The organism is Micromonospora sp. NPDC048898 (assembly GCF_043198035.1).
Lineage (GTDB): Bacteria > Actinomycetota > Actinomycetes > Mycobacteriales > Micromonosporaceae > Micromonospora.
Genome location: NZ_JBICUF010000001.1, coordinates 801,717 through 818,823 on the forward strand (window position 1 = coordinate 801,717; position 17,107 = coordinate 818,823).

A 17,107-nucleotide genomic window follows, 5' to 3' on the forward strand; every position below is an offset into this window, starting at 1 on the left:
GTGACCGCTCTCCTGCTGACCCGGCGGCTGCGGCCGGTGGACCTCTACCTCGTGGACGCCGTGCTCGCCCTGGCGGTCGGCGGGTTCCTCTGCCCGTACGCGGCGCTGGAGTCGCCACTGCACGGTGGCGTACGCGAGCCGCTCTGGGTGTCCGTGCTCGTCGGGATGACCCTCGGGCTGCCGCTGGCCGTCCGGCGGCGGTGGCCGATCGCCGTCGCGCTCGTGATCAGCGCCGGCACCACCGGGGCGCTGGTCACCGGGGTGATTCCCAACTTCGCCGCCGCCGCGCCGGCATTCGCCATCGGCCTGTCCTTCTACACGGTCGCCACGTTGACGGCCACCCGCCGGTCGGTGCTCAGCGCGGCCGGTTGTCTCGCCCTGGTCAGCGTCGGCCTGGTGCTGACCGCCGGTGACCTGTGGTCGCGTACCGGGGCGGTGGTCTACGCGACAGTCATGATCGCGCCAGCCTGGTTGATCGGCTGGCTGCTGCGGGAGCGTCGCGCCCTCGCCACCCGGCAGAGCGACCACCTGGTCCGCCAGGCCGCCACGGAGGAACGACTGCGGGTGGCACGGGAGCTGCACGACGTGGTCGCGCACACGCTGAGCCTCATCGTGGTGAAGGCGGCCGTCGCCAACCACGTCGCCGAGGCCGATCCCCGGGAGGCGGGGGCCGCCCTGCGGGTGATCGAGGAGACCAGCCGCAACGCGCTGACCGACGTCCGCCGGGTGCTCGGTGTCCTGCGCGAGGGCACCACCCCGTACGCGCCGACGCCCGGCCTGGACGAGCTGCCGGCGCTGGCCCGGCAGGCGGCGATCGGGGGCGTCGACGTGCGGCTCGACGTGCGACGGGAGGAAGCCGTCGGCGCGGTGCCCGAGTCGGTGGGCCTCGCCGTCTACCGGATCGTGCAGGAGGCGGTGACGAACGTGGTGAAGCACGCCGCGCCGGCCGCCTGCCAGGCGATGGTGACTGTCTCGCCCGCCGAGGTGCGGGTGGAGGTGATCGACGACGGCCGGCGGCCGGTCCTGGTCGGCGGGGAGGGCCACGGCCTGATCGGCATGCGGGAGCGGGTGGCGTTGCACGGTGGGGAGTTCCGCGCCGGGCCGCGCTCCGACGGGGGCTTCGCGGTGACGGCCCGCCTGCCCTACCGGGTGGCCGCGTGATCCGGGTGCTGATCGCCGACGACCAGGCGCTGCTGCGCGGCAGCTTCCGGTTGCTCGTCGACCTGACCCCGGACTGCACCACTGTTGGCGAGGCGGGCACCGGCGTGGAGGCCGTCGCGCTGGCCGAAGAGCACCGGCCGGACGTGGTGCTGATGGACGTACGGATGCCGGAGATGGACGGCATCGAGGCGACCCGACGGATCTGCGCCAGCCCGGCGACGGGCGACACCCGGGTCGTCATCCTGACCACGTTCGACCTGGACGAGTACGTCTACGGTGCGCTGCGCGCCGGAGCCAGCGGCTTCCTGCTGAAGGACACCCCACCGGCGGACCTGCTGACCGGGATCCGGGTGGTCGCCGCCGGGGAGGGGCTGCTCGCGCCGACGGTGACCCGCCGGCTGATCGACGAGTTCGCCCGGCGGGCCGAGCCGGCCCGGCCGTTGCCGCGCCAACTGGACGGGGTGACCGAGCGGGAACGGGAGGTGCTCGCGCTGATCGCCCGCGGCCTGTCCAACGCGGAGCTGGCCGCGCACCTCAACCTCAGCCCGGCCACCGTCAAGACGCACGTCGGGCGGCTGCTGACCAAGCTGGCGGTGCGGGACCGGGCGCAACTGGTCATCGTCGCCTACGAGACGGGCCTGGTGGGGCCGGGCAGCCTACGCTGAGCCGGTCGGTCACGAACCCTGGAGGAGCCTTGACCCGCTACGTCGCCCTGCTGCGCGGGGTCAACGTCGGCACCACCCGGCTGGCGATGGCCGACCTGCGTCGGATCGTCACCGACCTCGGGCACGAGGACGTCCGGACGTACCTGCAGAGCGGCAACGTGGCCTTCGGCAGCACGGTGCGCGACGCGGAGAAGCTGGCCGCCGGGATCGAGCGGGCGCTCACCGACGAGCTGGCGTTGACCGTGCCGGTGCTGGTGCGCAGCGGCCGGGAGTTGGCGGCGATCGCTGGCGGCAACCCGTACGCCGACCGGGAGGACGACCCGACCAGGTTGCTGGTGGCGTTCCTCGCGACCGAGCCGCGGAAATCCACTGTGGACGCGCTGGCCGTGCCCGGCGGCGAGAACGTGTCGTTCACGGTGACCGGTCGGGAGGTCTTCCTGCACTTCGTCGACGGCGGTTACGGGCGGTCGAAGTTCACGAACGCGTACCTGGAGAAGAAGCTCGGCGTGGTGGCCACCACCCGCAACTGGAAGTCGGTGCGCGCCCTGGCCGAGTTGGCCCCCGCCTGACGGGTGGGGGTCGCGGCCCCGCGACCCCCACCGACACCGGTCAGAAGTGGTACGCGGTCTCGTACTCGGGCACCAGCACCCGGCTGCGCGGCGAGATCCGGCGCACCGCGGCGATCATGTCGTTCAACCGGGTGCGGTCGGCCGGCGCGACGACCGGCGGGTTCCGCAACGGGGTCTCGAAGTTGTCGTAGTGCACCGGCACGATGACCTTCGGGTAGTCGAGGCCGGCCAGCAGCCGAGGCAGATAGTCGCCGGTGGTGGTGGCGCTCTGCATGGCCACCATCGCCACGTCGGGCGCCAGCCCGGTGAGGTTGCGTTCGGCGACGTCGCTGGCCCCGGTGAAGTAGACCGCCGGCCCGCCGTCGACCCGCAGCAGGTAACCCAGCGTGTCGCCCTCCGGCAGGTCCGCGATGGTCGCCGGCTGCGGCGGCTGGGCCACCCGCACCCCCGGAAAGGCCACCGAGTACGACGGGTTGCGGCTGTGCAGCGAGCCGACCACCTCGACGCTGTGGTCGCCGAAGTCCAGCACCTCCCCACCCTTGACCGCGCTGAGCTGCGTCGACGGCACCCCGTAGGCCAACCCCAGGTGGTACGCGGTGAGCGTGCCGAACACCCGCGCGCCGGTGCGCGTGGCGATGTGGGGCACGTCCATGAAGTGGTCCCAGTGCGTGTGCGTGACAAGCACCGTCGTGGCCCGGTCGACACGCGTGTCGATCACGTCGGTGCGCACGGTCAACGGGGTGTCCGTCCGGAACGCGCCGGTGAACAGCCCGGTGTTGATCCGGCTGAGGAACGGGTCGACGAGAACGGTCCGGTCGGCGATGTCGACGCGCCAGCCGGCCGTACCCCACCAGCGGAAGCTGACCGCGCCCCGGCGCCGGGCGGTCGGCGTGGGTGCGGCGGCCGGCGACGCGGCCTGGGCCGGGGTGGCGGAGCCGGCGGCGAGGCCACCGGCGGAGACAAGTGCGGTGGTGGCGGCGGCGTCGCGCAGGAAGCGACGGCGGTCGAGACTGGGCATGCGGAGTTACTCCCCGTGGTCGGGCGATCGGTCGACCCGAGCCAACCAGCGCCACCATGCCCCGGTCCAAGACGAAAGGCCGTCGGCTCCGATACGGCAGCGCATATCGGAGCAGCCCAGCGGCGGTGCGCGGACGCGCGAGAGGTCACGAAATCAGTCGCCGCGCAGCGCCTCGACGGCCGTGCGGGCGGCCTCTCCCATCGCCAGGTCCACGTCCATGCGGCGCGGGGCCAACCGGTCGGCGCGGGCGAAGACGGCGATCGCGTACCGGCCGCCGTCGGGGTATTCGGCGACCCCGGCCTCCAGGTGCAGGCCGGGCAGGGTGCCGGTCTTGCCGGAGACCCGGACGCCGGGCGGGAAGCCGGCGGCCAGCCGGGTCCAGAAGATCTGCCGGGCCATCCAGGTGCGGACCATCGCGCACGCCGCCGCCGGCCCGGCCTCGTCCCGCCAGATCAGCGTGAGCAGCCGGGTGATCTCCCGGGCGGTGCTGGAGGTGGTGCGCGCGGGGTCGAAGACCCGCATGGCCCGGACCCGGTCCGCCGGCAACGTGGGGAAGATCCGGGCGAACTCCGCCTCGGTACGCGCGCCCACGTCGGTGAGCATCATCTCGACCAGGTCCCGGGGGCCGCCGAGGACGCGGGTACGGGTCAGCCCCAGCTCGGCGGCGAGCATCGGCAGCAGATCCGGACCGACCCGGCGCAGCAACAGGTCGGCGGCCGTGTTGTCGGTGACCGACATGGCGAAGTACGCGAGGTCGCGCAGCGACACCTCGGCGTCGTCGGTGCAACCGGCCAGGCCCCACCCGCCGAGGCGGTCGGCGGCGGTGACCAGGACCCGTTCGGTCGGGTCGAGTTGACCGGCCTCGACCTGCCGGGCGAACTCCAACACCAGCAGGATCTTGAAGATCGAGGCGATCACCACCTGCTCGTCGGCCCGCACCCCGACCTCCGGACCGCCGCCGCCGAGACCGCCACCGTCGACGGTCAGGTCCACGGCGTCCAGGTCGACGGCGTGCAGGCTGGCCGTCACCCCGACGGCGGTGAAGATGGCCTCGATGCGCTCGTTGACGTCCACGCCGGCACGGTATCCAGCGGCACCCGGCCGGTGCTGGCGTAGGGTCCGGCCGTGGATCTGCTCCGGCACCTGCGGCACTTCGTGGTGGTCGCACACGAGTTGCACTTCGGCCGGGCCGCGGAGCTGCTCGGGATGGCCCAGCCGCCGCTGAGCCAGTCGATCCAGCGCCTGGAACGGGAGCTGACCGTCGAGTTGTTCGACAGGTCCCGCCGCCAGGTACGCCTCACCACCGCCGGTGAGCTGCTCCTCGGCGAGGCGGAGGAGCTGCTCGCCGGTGCGGGCCGGCTGCGCAGCCTGATGGGGCAGATCCGGGCCGGTGAGCTGGGCGTACTCCGGGCGGGTGTGCCGCCGGAGACGCCCGCGGTGACGCTGCGCGCGTTGCTGGACCGGCTCACCACCCGGGCGGCCGGCCTGGACGTGGAGCTGCACGAGCTGACCACCGCCGAGCAGACCCGGATGCTCACCGAGCGGACCCTGGACGTGGGGCTGGTGCACCACCCGGTGGCGGCGGACGGGCTGCGGTTCGGCGCACCTGTCGACGTACCCCTCGGGGTGTTGCTGCCGCGCGCCTCGCCGCTGGCCCGCGGCCGTGACGTGGCGCTGGCGTCGCTGGCGGGGCTGGATCTGGTGGCCGCGCCCCGGGCGACCGCGCCCGGGTGGCACGACCACCTGCTGACGGTGTGCCGGCAGCACGGTTGGCGTCCGGCCCGGGTGCGGCCGGCCCGCAACCCGGAGTTCCTCTTCGGGCTCGTGCTCGCCGGAGGTGCGGTGGCCGTGGAACCGGCGGCGGTGGCGCGTCGCGAACCCCGGATCGCCTGGCGACCGCTCTCCGACACCTCGCTGGTCAGACGCACCTCGGCGGCCTGGCCGGCCCGGTCGGCACACCCGGCGGCGTCGATGTTCGGGCAGCTCGCCGCCGAGGTGCTGGCCGATGCCGAGCCCGTCGCGCCCGTGCCGGCGTCGGTGCCGGCGGCCCGGCCCTGGCCGGTGCTCTTCGACACGACCGGGTGAACGTCTCGACCGTTGCGCTCGTCACCAGAGGTCGTGCGGTGAACGACACGTCCCCGCGGGTAAGGATGGAAGATCGAACACGAAGACGCGAAGGAGCCGCAGTGCCCAACACGATTCCCGACATCAGCCTGAACGACGGCACCACCATTCCGCAGCTCGGCTTCGGGGTGTTCCAGATCGAGCCGAAGGACACCGTCGCGGCGGTGACGACGGCCCTCGAGACGGGCTACCGGCACATCGACACCGCCGAGATGTACGGCAACGAGGCCGAGGTCGGCGAGGCGGTCCGCGTGTCCGGCCTCGACCGGGGCTCGGTGTACGTGACGAGCAAGCTGAACAACGGCTTCCACCGCCCCGACGACGCCCGCCGGGCGTTCGACTCGACGCTCGCGGCGCTGAAGATGGACTACATCGACCTCTTCCTGATCCACTGGCCGCTGCCGACCCTGTACGACGGCGACTACGTCTCGACCTGGAAGGTGCTGGAGGAGTTCCAGCGCGACGGCCGCGCCCGCTCGATCGGCGTGTCGAACTTCCAGGTGCCGCACCTGGAGCGGCTGGCCGACGAGGCGAGCGTCGTGCCGGCGGTCAACCAGATCGAGGCGCACCCGTACTTCACCAACGACGAGGTCCGCGCCTACGGCCGCGCGCACAACATCCCCACCGAGGCGTGGTCGCCGATCGCGCAGGGCAAGGTGCTCGACGACCCGACAGTTGTCGACATCGCCGAGCAGGTCGGCCGCACCCCGGCGCAGGTGGTGCTCCGCTGGCACGTGCAGCGCGGCGACATCATCTTCCCGAAGTCGACAACTCCGAAGCGGATCGAGGAGAACACCCGGATCTTCGACTTCGAGCTGGACGACGCGGCGATGGAGCGGATCACCAATCTGAACAAGGGCGAGGCCGGGCGGACCGGCCCGAACCCGGACACCTTCGCCTACGTACCCAAGTGACCTGAGCCGCCGGCCGCAGGCGGGCAGGTCCCCGGTGAGCGTGATGCCTCAGGGTCATCATGATGACCCTGAGGCATCACGCTGTTGCGGGCGCTCATGACCCGACGCGCTCGGCGATCCGGCGGAACACCGCGTGGGTCGGCGATCCGGGCTCGGCAACGTAGACGATCATCCGCTGGTCGGTCTCCGGCACCAGCAGGACGCGGCACTCGAACTCCAACTGCCCCAGGTCGGGATGCGGCACCCGCTTGACGACGGGGCGGCGTTCCGCGACGTCGTGCTCCGCCCAGAGCTGGGCGAACCGGGGTGCGGTGCCGAGCAACTCGGTGACCAGGTCGCGGATCGCCGGATCGGCCGGGTAGCGGCCGTAGGCGGCCCGCAGGTCCGCGACCGTGCCGCGCACGAATCGGATCACCTCGGCATCGGCCCAGTGCGCGCTGGTCGCCGGCTGCCGGAACGTCCAGCGGATCATGTTGCGGTCCGCGTCGGGCACCGCCGCGAGATCCCCCACGAAGTACGTGGCCAGGCGGTTCCAGGCCAACACGTGGTACGCGGCGTCGACGAGGTACGCCGGGGTCTCGGTCATGGCGTCGAGCAGGTGCCGCAGCCCGGAGGGCACCTCCCGGCTCGGGCCGGCGGTCGGTGGCGGATTCTCCCCGGCGATCCGGAACAGGTACTCGCGCTCGTCCCGGCTCAGCAGCAGCGCCCGCGCCATCGAGGCCAGCACCTGCCGGGACGGATGCGGCCCACGGCCCTGCTCCAGCCGGATGTAGTAGTCGATCGACATGCCGGCGAGCTGGGCGACCTCCTGCCGACGCAGCCCGGGGGTGCGCCTGCGTACCCCGTCCGGGAGGCCGACCTCGGCGGGGCTCAGGCGGGCGCGGCGGGTGCGCAGGAACGCTGCCAGTTCGTCCCGCCGCAGGCCGCTGCTCGTCATACCTCCAGCATGCCCCGGACCTGGCTCGCGAGGGTGGTACCGCCGGTCCCAGCCTCGGGCAGGCTCTCCCCCGGGGCCGCCGGCGCGGACAGGCTCGACGGCATGACGAACATGATCGCCCTGATCACCGGGGCCAACAAGGGGATCGGCTTCGCCACCGCCCGTCAGCTCGGCGCCCTCGGGATGACCGTGCTGGTCGGTGCCCGCGACGCCGAACGCGGTCGGGCAGCCGAGCGGGAGCTGCGCGACGGCGGCGCGGACGCCCGCTTCGTGCCGCTGGACGTCACCGACGCCGAGTCGGTGGCGGCAGCCGCGAAACTGGTGGAGACGGAGTACGGCCGGCTGGACGTGCTCGTCAACAACGCCGGCATCATCCTCGTCGACGGAGAGCGGGGGCTGCCCAGCGAGACGACTGTGGCGACACTGCGCGGGGTGTACGAGACGAACGTGTTCGGGGTGGCGACGGTGACCAACGCGCTGCTGCCACTGCTGCGCCGGGCACCCGCGGCCCGGATCGTCAACGTCTCCAGCGAGGTCGGCTCGATCGCGGTGATGACCGACCCGGCGAGCGCGCTGTTCGCGTTGACCTCCGTGCCGTACCCGTCGTCGAAGGCGGCGCTGAACATGCTCACCGCGATGTACGCGAAGGAGCTGCGGGACACCCCGATCAAGGTGAACGCGGCGAACCCCGGCTACTGCGCCACCGACTTCAACAGCCACCACGGCTTCCGCACCGCCGAGCAGGGCGCCGAGGTCAGCGTGCACCTGGCGACGCTGCCCGCCGACGGGCCGAGCGGGCTGCTCTGGGGCTTCCAGATGGACACCGGCGGCGGGTACGGGGTGCTGCCCTGGTGACTCAGCGCTTGACCTGGAGCGCACTCCAGCCTGCAGAGTGACCGGTACGCCCACCGGCAGGGCGCACGAGAGGAGATCCCATGCGGTACCGCACGATCGGCACCGACCCGGCGACCCGGCGCGAGGTAAGCGTGCTCAGCCTCGGCGCGATGCTCTTCGGCAGCGCCACCGACGAGGCCACCTCGTACGCGATCCTCGACCGGTACGTCGAGGCGGGTGGCACGTTCATCGACACGTCGGACAACTACGCGTTCTGGGTCGACGGCTCGCAGGGCGGGCAGAGCGAGGAGTTGCTCGGACGGTGGCGGCGCAGCCGGGGCGTCGGCACCGAGATCGTCATCGCCACCAAGCTGGGGGCCCGGCCACTGGCCCCGGGGACCAGCTACCTGGACAACGCCGAAGGCCTGTCGGCGAAGGTGATCCGCGAGTCGGCCGAGCGCAGCCGGGACCGGCTCGGTGTGCAACGGCTGGACCTGCTCTACGCACACATCGAGGACCGGACGGTGCCGCTCGCGGAGACCGTCGAAGGCTTCGCCGAGCTGGTCGCCGAGGGGACGGTGGGCCTACTGGGCGCGAGCAACCACCGAGCCTGGCGGGTGGAGCGGGCCCGCGCACTGGCCGCCGCCGCCGGCCTGCCGGGGTACGAGGTGCTCCAGTACCACCGCAGTTACCTGCCGAACCGCACCGACCTGGTCAGCGAGCTGGATCCGGACGGTGAGCCGGGCGGTGTCGGCGGTGACCTGCTCAGTTACCTGCGGGCCGAGCCCGAGCTGACCCTGGTGGCGTACTCGCCACTGCTCAAGGGGGCGTTCACCCGGGCGGACAAGCCGCTGGGCGCCGCGTACGACCTGCCCAGCGCGCCCCGGCGACTGGACGCGTTGCGGGACGTGGCCAGGCAGACCGGCGCGACTGTCAACCAGGTGGTGCTGGCCTGGTTGCTGGGCGGTGAGCTGCCGTCCATCCCGCTGGTGGGTGCCTCCTCGGTGGCACAACTGGAGGAGAGCCTGGCAGCGGTGGACCTGGAGTTGACCGCCGAGCAGCGGCACCGCCTCGACACCACCTGGTGACCCGCACCAGCCGCCCCGTCGACCTCAGCCCTCGGTCGGCGGGGCGGTCAGGTCGAGCTGCCAGTCGTTGGCACGCATCAGCCGCCCCGGCGGGTACTCGAAATCCGTCTCGCCGAGCAGCGTGAACCCGGCCTTGCGGCAGACCGCGTTCGAGGCGGGGTTGTCCACCGAGGGGTAGGCGTGGGCGTAGCGCCGGTCCCGTCGGGTGCGGGCCACGTCGACGACCGCACGCACCGCCGCGCTGGCCAGCCCCTGCCCCCGGTACGCGGGCAGCACCGCCCAGCCCATCTCGTACACCTGTTGCTCCCGCCACTGCCGGGCCCAGTACGCGACGCTGCCCACCCGTGACCCGTCCGGCAGGACCATGACGAACATGCAACCCTGGCCGTCGTCGGCGAAGTGCACGTAACGCTCGTGCCGGGCGAGCACCTGCTCGTCGCTCTCCGGGCCACCGGTGTGCTTGCGCGTCTGCGGGGTGTTGAGCCGCCGCAGCAGGTCGAGGTCCTCCTCGCGCCACGGGTCGATACGTACCTGAACCATCCCATCCCCTGTTCGTCGACCACAGTCAAGCCGATCCCGACCGACATTCCACCCCGAAACGCCGCCCGCTAGATCGGATCTAGCGGGCGGCTGGCCGCTGTCTCGCGCCTTGTGGGTGAAAGGGGGTGGCGATGATGACACCGTTACGGGTCACCGTGATCATCGGCAGCACCCGGGAGGGGCGGGCCGGCGACCGGGTCGCCCGCTGGTTCGTCGACCAGGCCGTGCGGCACGACGACCTGGCGGTGACTGTCGTTGACCTGACCGAGTACGACTTTCCGGGCCGTTACCCCGCCGAGCCGACCGCGTCCATCCGGGCGTTCGTCAGCGAGGTGGGGCGGGCGGAGGCGTTCGTCGTGGTCACCCCCGAGTACAACCACAGCTTCCCGGCGCCCCTGAAGCAGGCCATCGACTACGCGTACGACGAGTGGCAGGCCAAACCGGTCGGCTTCGTGGCGTACGGCTGTCGATCCACCGGCCGGCACGCGGTCGACCAGCTACGCACGGTCTTCACCGCCCTGCACGCGATGACGGTGCGCGACGTCGTCGGGATCGACCTGCTCGCCGGCGAGCCGACATCGCAGGACACTGACCAGGTGGGCCGCGACGCCAGCGTCCTGCTCGACCAACTCCGCTGGTGGGGTCTGGCCCTGCGCGAGGGCCGTGCCGCCCGCCCCTACGCCTCCTGACGACAACTGACGAAAGGCACGAATCATGAGTAGACGCAGCACCGGCCTGGCCATCGAGGCCGAGGGGCTCACCCGCTCGTTCGGGGAGACCCGGGCGTTGGCCGGGATCGACCTCCAGGTGCCCGCCGGCACCGTCTACGGCCTGCTCGGCCCGAACGGGGCGGGCAAGACCACAGCGGTCCGGGTGCTCGCCACGTTGCTGCGCCCCGACGGAGGCTCGGCACGGGTGTTCGGGCACGACGTGGTCACCGCCGCCGACCAGGTCCGTTCCCGGGTCAGCCTCACCGGCCAGTACGCCTCGGTCGACGAGGACCTGACCGGTACGGAGAACCTGGTGCTCCTCGCCCGCCTGCTCGGCCTGCGCAAGCCGGCCGCCCGGGAGCGCGCGGCGGCCCTGCTCGCCGCGTTCGGCCTGACCGAGGCGAGCGACCGCCAGGTGAAGAAGTACTCGGGTGGGATGCGGCGGCGCATCGACATCGCCGCGAGCATCCTCAACACCCCCGATCTGCTCTTCCTCGACGAGCCGACGACCGGCCTCGACCCGCGCAGCCGCAACCAGGTATGGGAGATCATCCGGGCGGTGGTGTCGCACGGCACGACGGTGCTGCTGACCACGCAGTACCTCGACGAGGCCGACCAGCTCGCCGGGCGGATCGCGGTCGTCGACCACGGGCGGGTGATCGCCGAGGGCACCCCGGGTGAGCTGAAGTCGTCGATCGGCTCCGGCACCGTTCACCTGCGACTTCGGGATCCCGGTCAACGGCCCCAGGCGGAGAAGCTGCTCCGGGAGGCACTCGACGTGCCGGTGCAGCTCGCCGCCGACCCGGTGGCGTTGACGGCCCGGGTCGGCGAGGCCGGCACCGACCTCGACGCCAGCGCCCAGGCCGCTCGTGCGCTCGGCGACCTGGCCCGTGCCGGCATCGTCGTCGACGACTTCTCCCTCGGTCAGCCGAGCCTGGACGAGGTCTTCCTGGCCCTGACCGACCACCCCGCCGTGCCGGCCGACGAGCGCGACGACGAACTGGAGGCAGCCCGATGAGCAACGCCACGACAACCACGACCGAACGGGCACCGACGGTCTACGTCCCCTCCGCCGAGGCGCTGGCGACAGTGCTCGCGCCCAGTGCCCGGCCGCCCCGGCCCAGCGCGCTGAGCGCGTCGCTCACCTTCGGCTGGCGGGCCATGCTGAAGATCAAGCACGTGCCTGAGCAGCTCTTCGACGTGACCGCGTTCCCGGTCATCATGGTGCTGATGTTCACGTACCTGTTCGGTGGTGCGCTCGCCGGCAGCCCCCGTGAGTACCTACAGTTCTTCCTTCCCGGCATCATGGTGACAAGCGTCGTGATGATCACCATGTACACGGGTATCGGCCTCAACACCGACATCGAGAAGGGCATCTTCGACCGGTTCCGGACGCTGCCCGTCTGGCGCCCGGCGGCCCTGGTCGGCATGATCTTCGGCGATGTGCTGCGCTACATCCTCGCCGCCCTGGTGATCCTGGGCCTGGGGCTGGTGCTCGGGTTCCGCCCCGCCGGCGGGGTGGTCGGTGCCGCCGTGGGGATCGGGCTGCTGGTGGTCTTCTCGTTCGCGTTCTCCTGGGTGTGGACGTTCTTCGGGCTGATCCTGCGCAGCGAGAAGTCGGTGATGGGGGTCAGCATGATGGTGCTGTTCCCGTTGACGTTCCTGAGCAACGTCTTCGTCGACCCGAGCACCATGCCCGGCTGGCTCCAGGCGTTCGTGAAGGTCAACCCGGTGACGCAGTTGGTGGCCGCGATCCGCGGGGCGATGAGCGGCGAGTCGGACCCGACGGCCACGATGTGGCTGCTGGTGTGGAGCGCCGGCTTCCTCCTCGTCTTCGGCACCCTGACCATGTACCGCTACAACCGCCGCTAACAGCCCCGCCACCCCGCCCCGCCCCCGCGATGGGGGTGGGGTGGGCAGCGCGGGGGTGGGGTCAGAGCCGCCAGGGCAGCGGCTCGGGCGGCAGGTATCGGCAGGTGCTGCCGGTGGAGACGGAGTCGCGCAGGTGGCTGGCGAGGGCCGGGTGCCGACCGTCGAGTTTGCGGAGCGTGTCCCGGATCCGCGCGGTCACCGTCTTGCGGGCCCGCTCGGCCTCGTCGCCCAGGCGGCGACTCCGCCCGGCCAGCCCCGCGGCGGCACGCAGCTCGTCGAGCAACGCACCCCGTTCGGCGTCCAGCGCGGCCACCTTCCGGTCGTCGTCGCGTGCGGCGGCCCGATCGATCTCCTCGTCGAGACGTGCCAGGTGCCGCCGATAGCGGGCCTTCGCCTCGTCGTCGAGGACCGGGTCGGCACCCATCCGCCGGGCGGCGACCAACTCCGGCCCGGCGGCCGGGTCGAGCAACTCCACGGCCGGCACGTCACTGCCCGGCCGACTCAACAGCAGGTGCAGGTCGTGCAGGCCCTTGGCGTCGGGCAGGTGCACCACGACACCGGCGTACGCGAGCTGCCAGACCGGCCCGTCGCGCCGAAACTCGTACCCCTCGACGGCTGACGCGGCTTGACCGGACGCGAAAGCCTGGCCTGGCGCGACGCCCTGGTGTGCGGTGGCGGTGGGCCCGGCCGCAGCGGTCGAGGTCGTGGCGAGTTGGCGGAGCACCTGCGTCATGCCGAGAGCTGTTGCTTCCTGGGCGGTGGTGGCACGCAGCGCGGCCAGCGTCGCGGCGTCGCCCGGGTGTCCCCGCCCGGCGATGGCATTCGCGAGGCCGACGCGGGCGATGAGCGACCAGGGGCGCGAGCCCAGCCGGTCGGCGGAGTCCCGGGCGGCCGTGAAGCCGGCGACGGCGTCGTCCCAGCGCTCCTGGGCGGCGTCGATCAGCGCCAGCCAGTGGTCCACGGGCCCGCTGATGTCGCAGCCGAAGAGCCCCACCGTCCACTCTCCACGGTGCGGGGTGAGCTCGGCCCGCGCGGCGTCGCAGCGCTCCGGGTCGGCGGACGCGGCGGCGACCTGCGCACGTAACCGCAGCCAGAGTGGCGACACCGGACGCGGGTACCGGATGGCGGCGGCCTCGATACCCGCGGTCAGCCGGAGTGCCGTGGCGTCGTCGCCACGCTCCGCCGCGGTGATGGCCCGCAGCAACTCCCGGTAGGGGTAGTCCATCGGGGCCAGGCCGTCCAGCAGGGTGTCGGCCTCGTCGTGCCGGCCCTGGAGCAGCAGCCGGGACCAGCGCAGGTGATGCCCCATGAACCCGAACTCGGCATGGCTCGGGTGGGTGAGGTCGGCGAACCTCGTGTCGGCCTCGACGAAGTCACCGCGGAAGGCCGCGATGATCCCGCTGTCGACGGCTACCGCGATCCGGTGCCGAGCGAAATCGTCCCGCCGGTCCACGCTGACGAAGGCGGTGAACTCCTCGTTGAAGCGAGGGTCGCCCAACTCCAGCAGCGCCACCCAGCGCAGCGAGGTGGCCCACAGCTCGGTCTCCCGGTCTGCCGTACGGCGGGCCACATCCCGGATCTCGGCGGTCAGCGCGGCGCGGGCCGCCGCGGTGCCCAGGCCCCAGGTGGTGTCGTGGCGGGCCCAGAGGCTGAACGTCAGCGCCTCGTCGTCCTGCCCTCGGCGGGCGATCGTCTCGGTGGCGGTGATCAGGTCGGCGATCAGTGTGCCGACCGTCGCCTCGGTGTCCGGTTCGCCGATCAGTTTCCGGTACGCGTCGTGCACCAACTCCGCCGCGTCGGCCGAGTCGACGGTCTCCACCTGGCGGGAGCGATTGACGATGAGGGCGACGCGGGCCAGCAACACCGGGTTGTCGAGTGTACGAGCCAGCGCCCCGGCCTCGGTGAGCAGTTGCCCGGCCTCCTCCCGGACGGCGTGGTGATATTGCGCCTCGCCGAACTCGACGAGGATCCGCACCCGTTGCTCCCGGTCCTCGACGACCTCCAGCGCTCGGCGGAAGTGCACCGCCGCCTCGTCGGTGCCGAGCCGGGCGAACGCGTCGCGCCCGGCGGCGACCAGCAGCGTGGCCCGCCGGGCCCGGTCGAGCGTGGGGCCGGCGAGGTAGGCGTGCCGGGCGAGGTCGGCGGGGATCAGCAGATCGGTCAGCTCCCGCAGGTCGTCGACCGCCCGGACGACAGTGCCGTGCCGGGCCTGCCGGTCGTCGTCGGCCAGACCGTCGTAGAGCGTCTCGCGGACCAGATCGTGGGCGAAGGCGAACCGGCCGCCACCCCTGGCGACCACCAGCCGGGCGGTCAACGCACGGTCGAGCAGCCTGTCGACCTGCGCCACGGGGGCGGTCACGCACGCCGCGAGGACCTGGCGGTGGAACTCCCGACCCAGGACGGCGGCGACGGTGAGCGCCTCGACCACGGGCGGGGGCAGTTGGGCCAGGCGACGTCGCACCGCCTCCCGTACGCCGGGCGCGATCGTGTCCGCGGCCTCGTCGGCATGCCACAGCCGGGCGGTCTGCTCGATGAAGAACGGGTTGCCGCCGGTACGCCGGTGCACCTCGTCGACGAGGTCGGCGTCGGGCTCCCGCCCGGCGGTCCGGGCCATCAGCGCGGCCACCTCGTCCCGGGAGAGGCCGGTGAGGGTGATGGTGGTGGCCTTCGCGACAAGCGGCATCAGCAGCGGGCGCAGCGGGTGCTCACCCGACTCGACCTCGGCGTCGCGGTAGGTGCCGATCAGCAGCAGGCGCTCGAACCAGGTGTGCTGGGCCGCGAAGCTCAGCAGCCGCAGTGAGGCCGGGTCGGCCCAGTGCAGGTCGTCGAGGATGACCACGACCGGCCGATGCTGGGAGACGGCGACCAGGGCGGCGGTCACCCCGTCGTACAGCGCGAACGTCTCCTGGTCGGTGCTGTCCCCACCCGGTTCGCCGCCGGCCCAGCCGGTGCGGCGGCCGGCCTGCTCCTTGCCGGTGTCGTTCTCGCCGAGCAGGGCCGCGAGGGCCGGTTCGGCGTCCGGTCGCGCCACCGCCCAGTCGTCGGCGGAGCGCCGCAGACCGCGCAGCACCTGCACCCACGGCCAGTAGCCGGGGGCACTGTCGGAATCCCAGCAGGCGGCACCGAGCACCAACGCGCCACGCTGCCGGGCCTCCCGCGCCGCCGACGTGACGAGGGTCGTCTTGCCGATGCCGGGCTCGCCGGTGACCAGGGCGAGGCCACCGTGGCTGGTGGCGGCCCGGTCCAGCTCGGCGCGCAGCAGAGCCGCGGGGTGATCCCGTCCGATGATGGCGTCGCCGCGCCGCACGTCCATGGTTTCCAGACGGTACTGGAACCCTCCGACGCCGAACGTCGAGATTTGACAGGGTTATAGCTAGCCGTTATCTATTAGCTGTCGATTCGAGGGGTGTGTCTGGGTGCAGGACGTGGTGCTGGCCATGCTGGCCAAGGAGCCGGCGCACGGCTACGAGCTGCGCAGCCGGATGCGCGACGCGCTCGGCCCGCTCGGCGAGGCGATGAACGCGGGTCAGATCTACGTGACGCTGGCCCGGCTGGCGAAGGCCGGGCTGGTGACCTCGGAGCGAGCCGAGGGCCTGCCGGACCGGCCCGACCGACGGGTCTACGCGTTGACCCCGGCCGGGCAGCAGCGGGTCGCCGGCTGGCTGACCGAGGTGAGCTGGCCGAAGCCCGACCTCACGGAGTTCCACCTGAAGCTGGTCGCCGCCGCGGCTGCCCGGCTGGCCGATCCGGTGGCTTTGGTGGACGCGCAGCGGCGTGAGGTGCTGCGCCGTCTGCGCGACGCGCAACGGGCGGCGTTGGAGCGGTCGGTGGATCCGGTCGCCGGGTTGCTGTTGGAGGGCGTCGTGCTGCGGCTGCGGGCTGATCTGGAGTGGCTGGAGGCGTGCGAGCGCACGTGGTCCGAGCGTGTTCGAGCGGGACGGAAGGCGGGGGCATGAGCGGGTCGACGGCGTTGCGGACGCGGGGGTTGTCCAAGTGGTACGGCTGGGACGACGCGCTGGTACGCGCGGTCGACGAGGTCGACCTGGAGGTGCCCGCCGGCCAGTCCCTGGCCATCATGGGGCCCAGTGGCTGCGGCAAGTCCACGCTGCTGCACCTGCTCGGCGGGTTGCAGCGCCCCACCGACGGTGAGGTGTGGCTCGCCGGTCGCCGGATCGACACGATGAGTGAACGGGCACTGTCGCGGCTGCGGCGCGACACCGTCGGTCTCGTCTTCCAGTCCTTCCACCTCATGGACGAACTCACCGCCGTGGAGAACGTGGAGATGGCCGCGCTGCTGGCCGGTCGGTCGCCCGGCCGTGCACGCCGCCGAGCCCTGCACCTGCTCGACCAGGTCGGGTTGGCCGACCGCGCCGCGCACCTGCCCTCGGCTCTCTCCGGAGGCCAGCGCCAGCGCGTCGCCATCGCCCGCGCGTTGAGCAACGAGCCGCAGGTGGTGTTGGCCGACGAACCGACCGGCAACCTGGACAGTGCCGCCACTCTGGAGGTGCTGCGGCTGTTCGAGGAGCTGCGCGACACCGGGCAGACCCTCGTGGTGGTCACGCACGACGCCCGCATCGCGGCGGTCGCCGACCGGATGATCTCCATGCGGGACGGGGCCTTCGCCGACGACAGCCTGTTCGCCAGCACCGGCACCGTCTACGGCGAGGCGCGCTGA

17 protein-coding genes are annotated in these 17,107 nt (G+C 72.4%); 12 read left to right on the plus strand and 5 right to left on the minus strand.

Annotation, left to right across the window (positions count from 1 at the left end; translation table 11 throughout):
• The 3 genes from ACGFIQ_RS03760 to ACGFIQ_RS03770 are packed head-to-tail and all read left to right on the plus strand — an operon-like array spanning window position 1 to window position 2,395.
• Complete coding sequence (locus ACGFIQ_RS03760; protein ID WP_393238672.1) at window positions 1–1,161, plus strand: sensor histidine kinase; 1,161 nt, start codon at window positions 1–3, stop codon at window positions 1,159–1,161.
• A complete protein-coding gene (locus ACGFIQ_RS03765) occupies window positions 1,158–1,826 on the plus strand; it encodes a response regulator (protein ID WP_393238675.1) in 669 nt (222 codons plus the stop codon). Before ACGFIQ_RS03760 ends, ACGFIQ_RS03765 begins: the two co-directional genes overlap by 4 nt.
• A 29-nt stretch (window positions 1,827–1,855) precedes the next feature.
• Window positions 1,856–2,395, plus strand: coding sequence for a DUF1697 domain-containing protein (locus ACGFIQ_RS03770; RefSeq protein ID WP_393238677.1), 540 nt, complete (start codon window positions 1,856–1,858; stop codon window positions 2,393–2,395).
• Between the two features lie 40 nt (window positions 2,396–2,435).
• Here ACGFIQ_RS03770 and ACGFIQ_RS03775 read toward each other — a convergent pair whose 3' ends face one another.
• Window positions 2,436–3,413: an MBL fold metallo-hydrolase gene (locus ACGFIQ_RS03775; protein WP_393238680.1), complete on the minus strand. Its 978-nt coding sequence runs from the start codon at window positions 3,411–3,413 to the stop codon at window positions 2,436–2,438.
• Between the two features lie 153 nt (window positions 3,414–3,566).
• Window positions 3,567–4,487, minus strand: coding sequence for a serine hydrolase (locus tag ACGFIQ_RS03780; RefSeq protein ID WP_393238683.1), 921 nt, complete (start codon window positions 4,485–4,487; stop codon window positions 3,567–3,569).
• A 51-nt stretch (window positions 4,488–4,538) separates the two neighbouring features.
• Here ACGFIQ_RS03780 and ACGFIQ_RS03785 point away from each other — a divergent pair, with 51 nt between their 5' ends.
• Together ACGFIQ_RS03785 and ACGFIQ_RS03790 are read left to right on the plus strand one after the other, a co-directional pair.
• Window positions 4,539–5,498 (plus strand): LysR family transcriptional regulator, encoded by a 960-nt coding sequence (locus tag ACGFIQ_RS03785; RefSeq protein WP_393238686.1) that lies wholly within the window; start codon window positions 4,539–4,541, stop codon window positions 5,496–5,498.
• A gap of 101 nt (window positions 5,499–5,599) precedes the next feature.
• Window positions 5,600–6,451: an aldo/keto reductase gene (locus ACGFIQ_RS03790; protein ID WP_393238688.1), complete on the plus strand. Its 852-nt coding sequence runs from the start codon at window positions 5,600–5,602 to the stop codon at window positions 6,449–6,451.
• Between the two features lie 94 nt (window positions 6,452–6,545).
• Here ACGFIQ_RS03790 and ACGFIQ_RS03795 read toward each other — a convergent pair whose 3' ends face one another.
• On the minus strand, window positions 6,546–7,388 hold the full coding sequence (locus ACGFIQ_RS03795) for a helix-turn-helix transcriptional regulator (RefSeq protein WP_393238691.1): 843 nt from the start codon (window positions 7,386–7,388) through the stop codon (window positions 6,546–6,548).
• A gap of 102 nt (window positions 7,389–7,490) precedes the next feature.
• Between ACGFIQ_RS03795 and ACGFIQ_RS03800 the strand changes: the two genes are divergently transcribed.
• Window positions 7,491–8,243 (plus strand): SDR family oxidoreductase, encoded by a 753-nt coding sequence (locus ACGFIQ_RS03800; RefSeq protein ID WP_393238694.1) that lies wholly within the window; start codon window positions 7,491–7,493, stop codon window positions 8,241–8,243.
• A gap of 80 nt (window positions 8,244–8,323) precedes the next feature.
• Window positions 8,324–9,310 (plus strand): aldo/keto reductase, encoded by a 987-nt coding sequence (locus tag ACGFIQ_RS03805; protein WP_393238696.1) that lies wholly within the window; start codon window positions 8,324–8,326, stop codon window positions 9,308–9,310.
• 24 nt (window positions 9,311–9,334) lie between these two features.
• On the opposite strand, the gene ACGFIQ_RS03810 is transcribed toward ACGFIQ_RS03805, so the two are convergent.
• The gene (locus ACGFIQ_RS03810) at window positions 9,335–9,850 is read right to left on the minus strand and encodes a GNAT family N-acetyltransferase (RefSeq protein ID WP_393238699.1); all 516 of its coding nucleotides are present in this window, start codon (window positions 9,848–9,850) and stop codon (window positions 9,335–9,337) included.
• Between the two features lie 131 nt (window positions 9,851–9,981).
• On the opposite strand from ACGFIQ_RS03810, the gene ACGFIQ_RS03815 reads away from it, so the two are divergent.
• From ACGFIQ_RS03815 to ACGFIQ_RS03825, 3 genes are read left to right on the plus strand one after another with little or no spacing between them, the layout of a single operon-like run.
• Window positions 9,982–10,539, plus strand: a complete 558-nt coding sequence (locus ACGFIQ_RS03815) for an NADPH-dependent FMN reductase (RefSeq protein ID WP_393238703.1) — start codon at window positions 9,982–9,984, stop codon at window positions 10,537–10,539.
• A 25-nt stretch (window positions 10,540–10,564) separates the two neighbouring features.
• On the plus strand, window positions 10,565–11,578 hold the full coding sequence (locus ACGFIQ_RS03820; RefSeq protein ID WP_393238706.1) for an ATP-binding cassette domain-containing protein: 1,014 nt from the start codon (window positions 10,565–10,567) through the stop codon (window positions 11,576–11,578).
• Window positions 11,575–12,432, plus strand: a complete 858-nt coding sequence (locus ACGFIQ_RS03825) for an ABC transporter permease (protein ID WP_393238709.1) — start codon at window positions 11,575–11,577, stop codon at window positions 12,430–12,432. The genes ACGFIQ_RS03820 and ACGFIQ_RS03825 overlap by 4 nt, the downstream gene beginning before the upstream one ends.
• 61 nt (window positions 12,433–12,493) lie before the next feature.
• Here ACGFIQ_RS03825 and ACGFIQ_RS03830 read toward each other — a convergent pair whose 3' ends face one another.
• Complete coding sequence (locus ACGFIQ_RS03830) at window positions 12,494–15,745, minus strand: ATP-binding protein (RefSeq protein ID WP_393238712.1); 3,252 nt, start codon at window positions 15,743–15,745, stop codon at window positions 12,494–12,496.
• A gap of 103 nt (window positions 15,746–15,848) precedes the next feature.
• On the opposite strand from ACGFIQ_RS03830, the gene ACGFIQ_RS03835 reads away from it, so the two are divergent.
• Window positions 15,849–16,388: a PadR family transcriptional regulator gene (locus tag ACGFIQ_RS03835; protein ID WP_393238715.1), complete on the plus strand. Its 540-nt coding sequence runs from the start codon at window positions 15,849–15,851 to the stop codon at window positions 16,386–16,388.
• Complete coding sequence (locus ACGFIQ_RS03840) at window positions 16,385–17,107, plus strand: ABC transporter ATP-binding protein (protein ID WP_393238718.1); 723 nt, start codon at window positions 16,385–16,387, stop codon at window positions 17,105–17,107. Before ACGFIQ_RS03835 ends, ACGFIQ_RS03840 begins: the two co-directional genes overlap by 4 nt.

What these genes read in the sequence shown, in the direction of transcription:
- ACGFIQ_RS03775 (WP_393238680.1), bottom strand. Translation starts at nt 3,413, where the DNA reads ATGCCCAGTCTCGACCGCCGTCGCTTCCTGCGCGACGCCGCCGCCACC.
- ACGFIQ_RS03795 (WP_393238691.1), bottom strand. Translation starts at nt 7,388, where the DNA reads ATGACGAGCAGCGGCCTGCGGCGGGACGAACTGGCAGCGTTCCTGCGC.
- ACGFIQ_RS03800 (WP_393238694.1), top strand. Translation starts at nt 7,491, where the DNA reads ATGACGAACATGATCGCCCTGATCACCGGGGCCAACAAGGGGATCGGC.
- ACGFIQ_RS03805 (WP_393238696.1), top strand. Translation starts at nt 8,324, where the DNA reads ATGCGGTACCGCACGATCGGCACCGACCCGGCGACCCGGCGCGAGGTA.
- ACGFIQ_RS03810 (WP_393238699.1), bottom strand. Translation starts at nt 9,850, where the DNA reads ATGGTTCAGGTACGTATCGACCCGTGGCGCGAGGAGGACCTCGACCTG.
- ACGFIQ_RS03815 (WP_393238703.1), top strand. Translation starts at nt 9,982, where the DNA reads ATGATGACACCGTTACGGGTCACCGTGATCATCGGCAGCACCCGGGAG.
- ACGFIQ_RS03820 (WP_393238706.1), top strand. Translation starts at nt 10,565, where the DNA reads ATGAGTAGACGCAGCACCGGCCTGGCCATCGAGGCCGAGGGGCTCACC.
- ACGFIQ_RS03825 (WP_393238709.1), top strand. Translation starts at nt 11,575, where the DNA reads ATGAGCAACGCCACGACAACCACGACCGAACGGGCACCGACGGTCTAC.
- ACGFIQ_RS03830 (WP_393238712.1), bottom strand. Translation starts at nt 15,745, where the DNA reads ATGGACGTGCGGCGCGGCGACGCCATCATCGGACGGGATCACCCCGCG.
- ACGFIQ_RS03840 (WP_393238718.1), top strand. Translation starts at nt 16,385, where the DNA reads ATGAGCGGGTCGACGGCGTTGCGGACGCGGGGGTTGTCCAAGTGGTAC.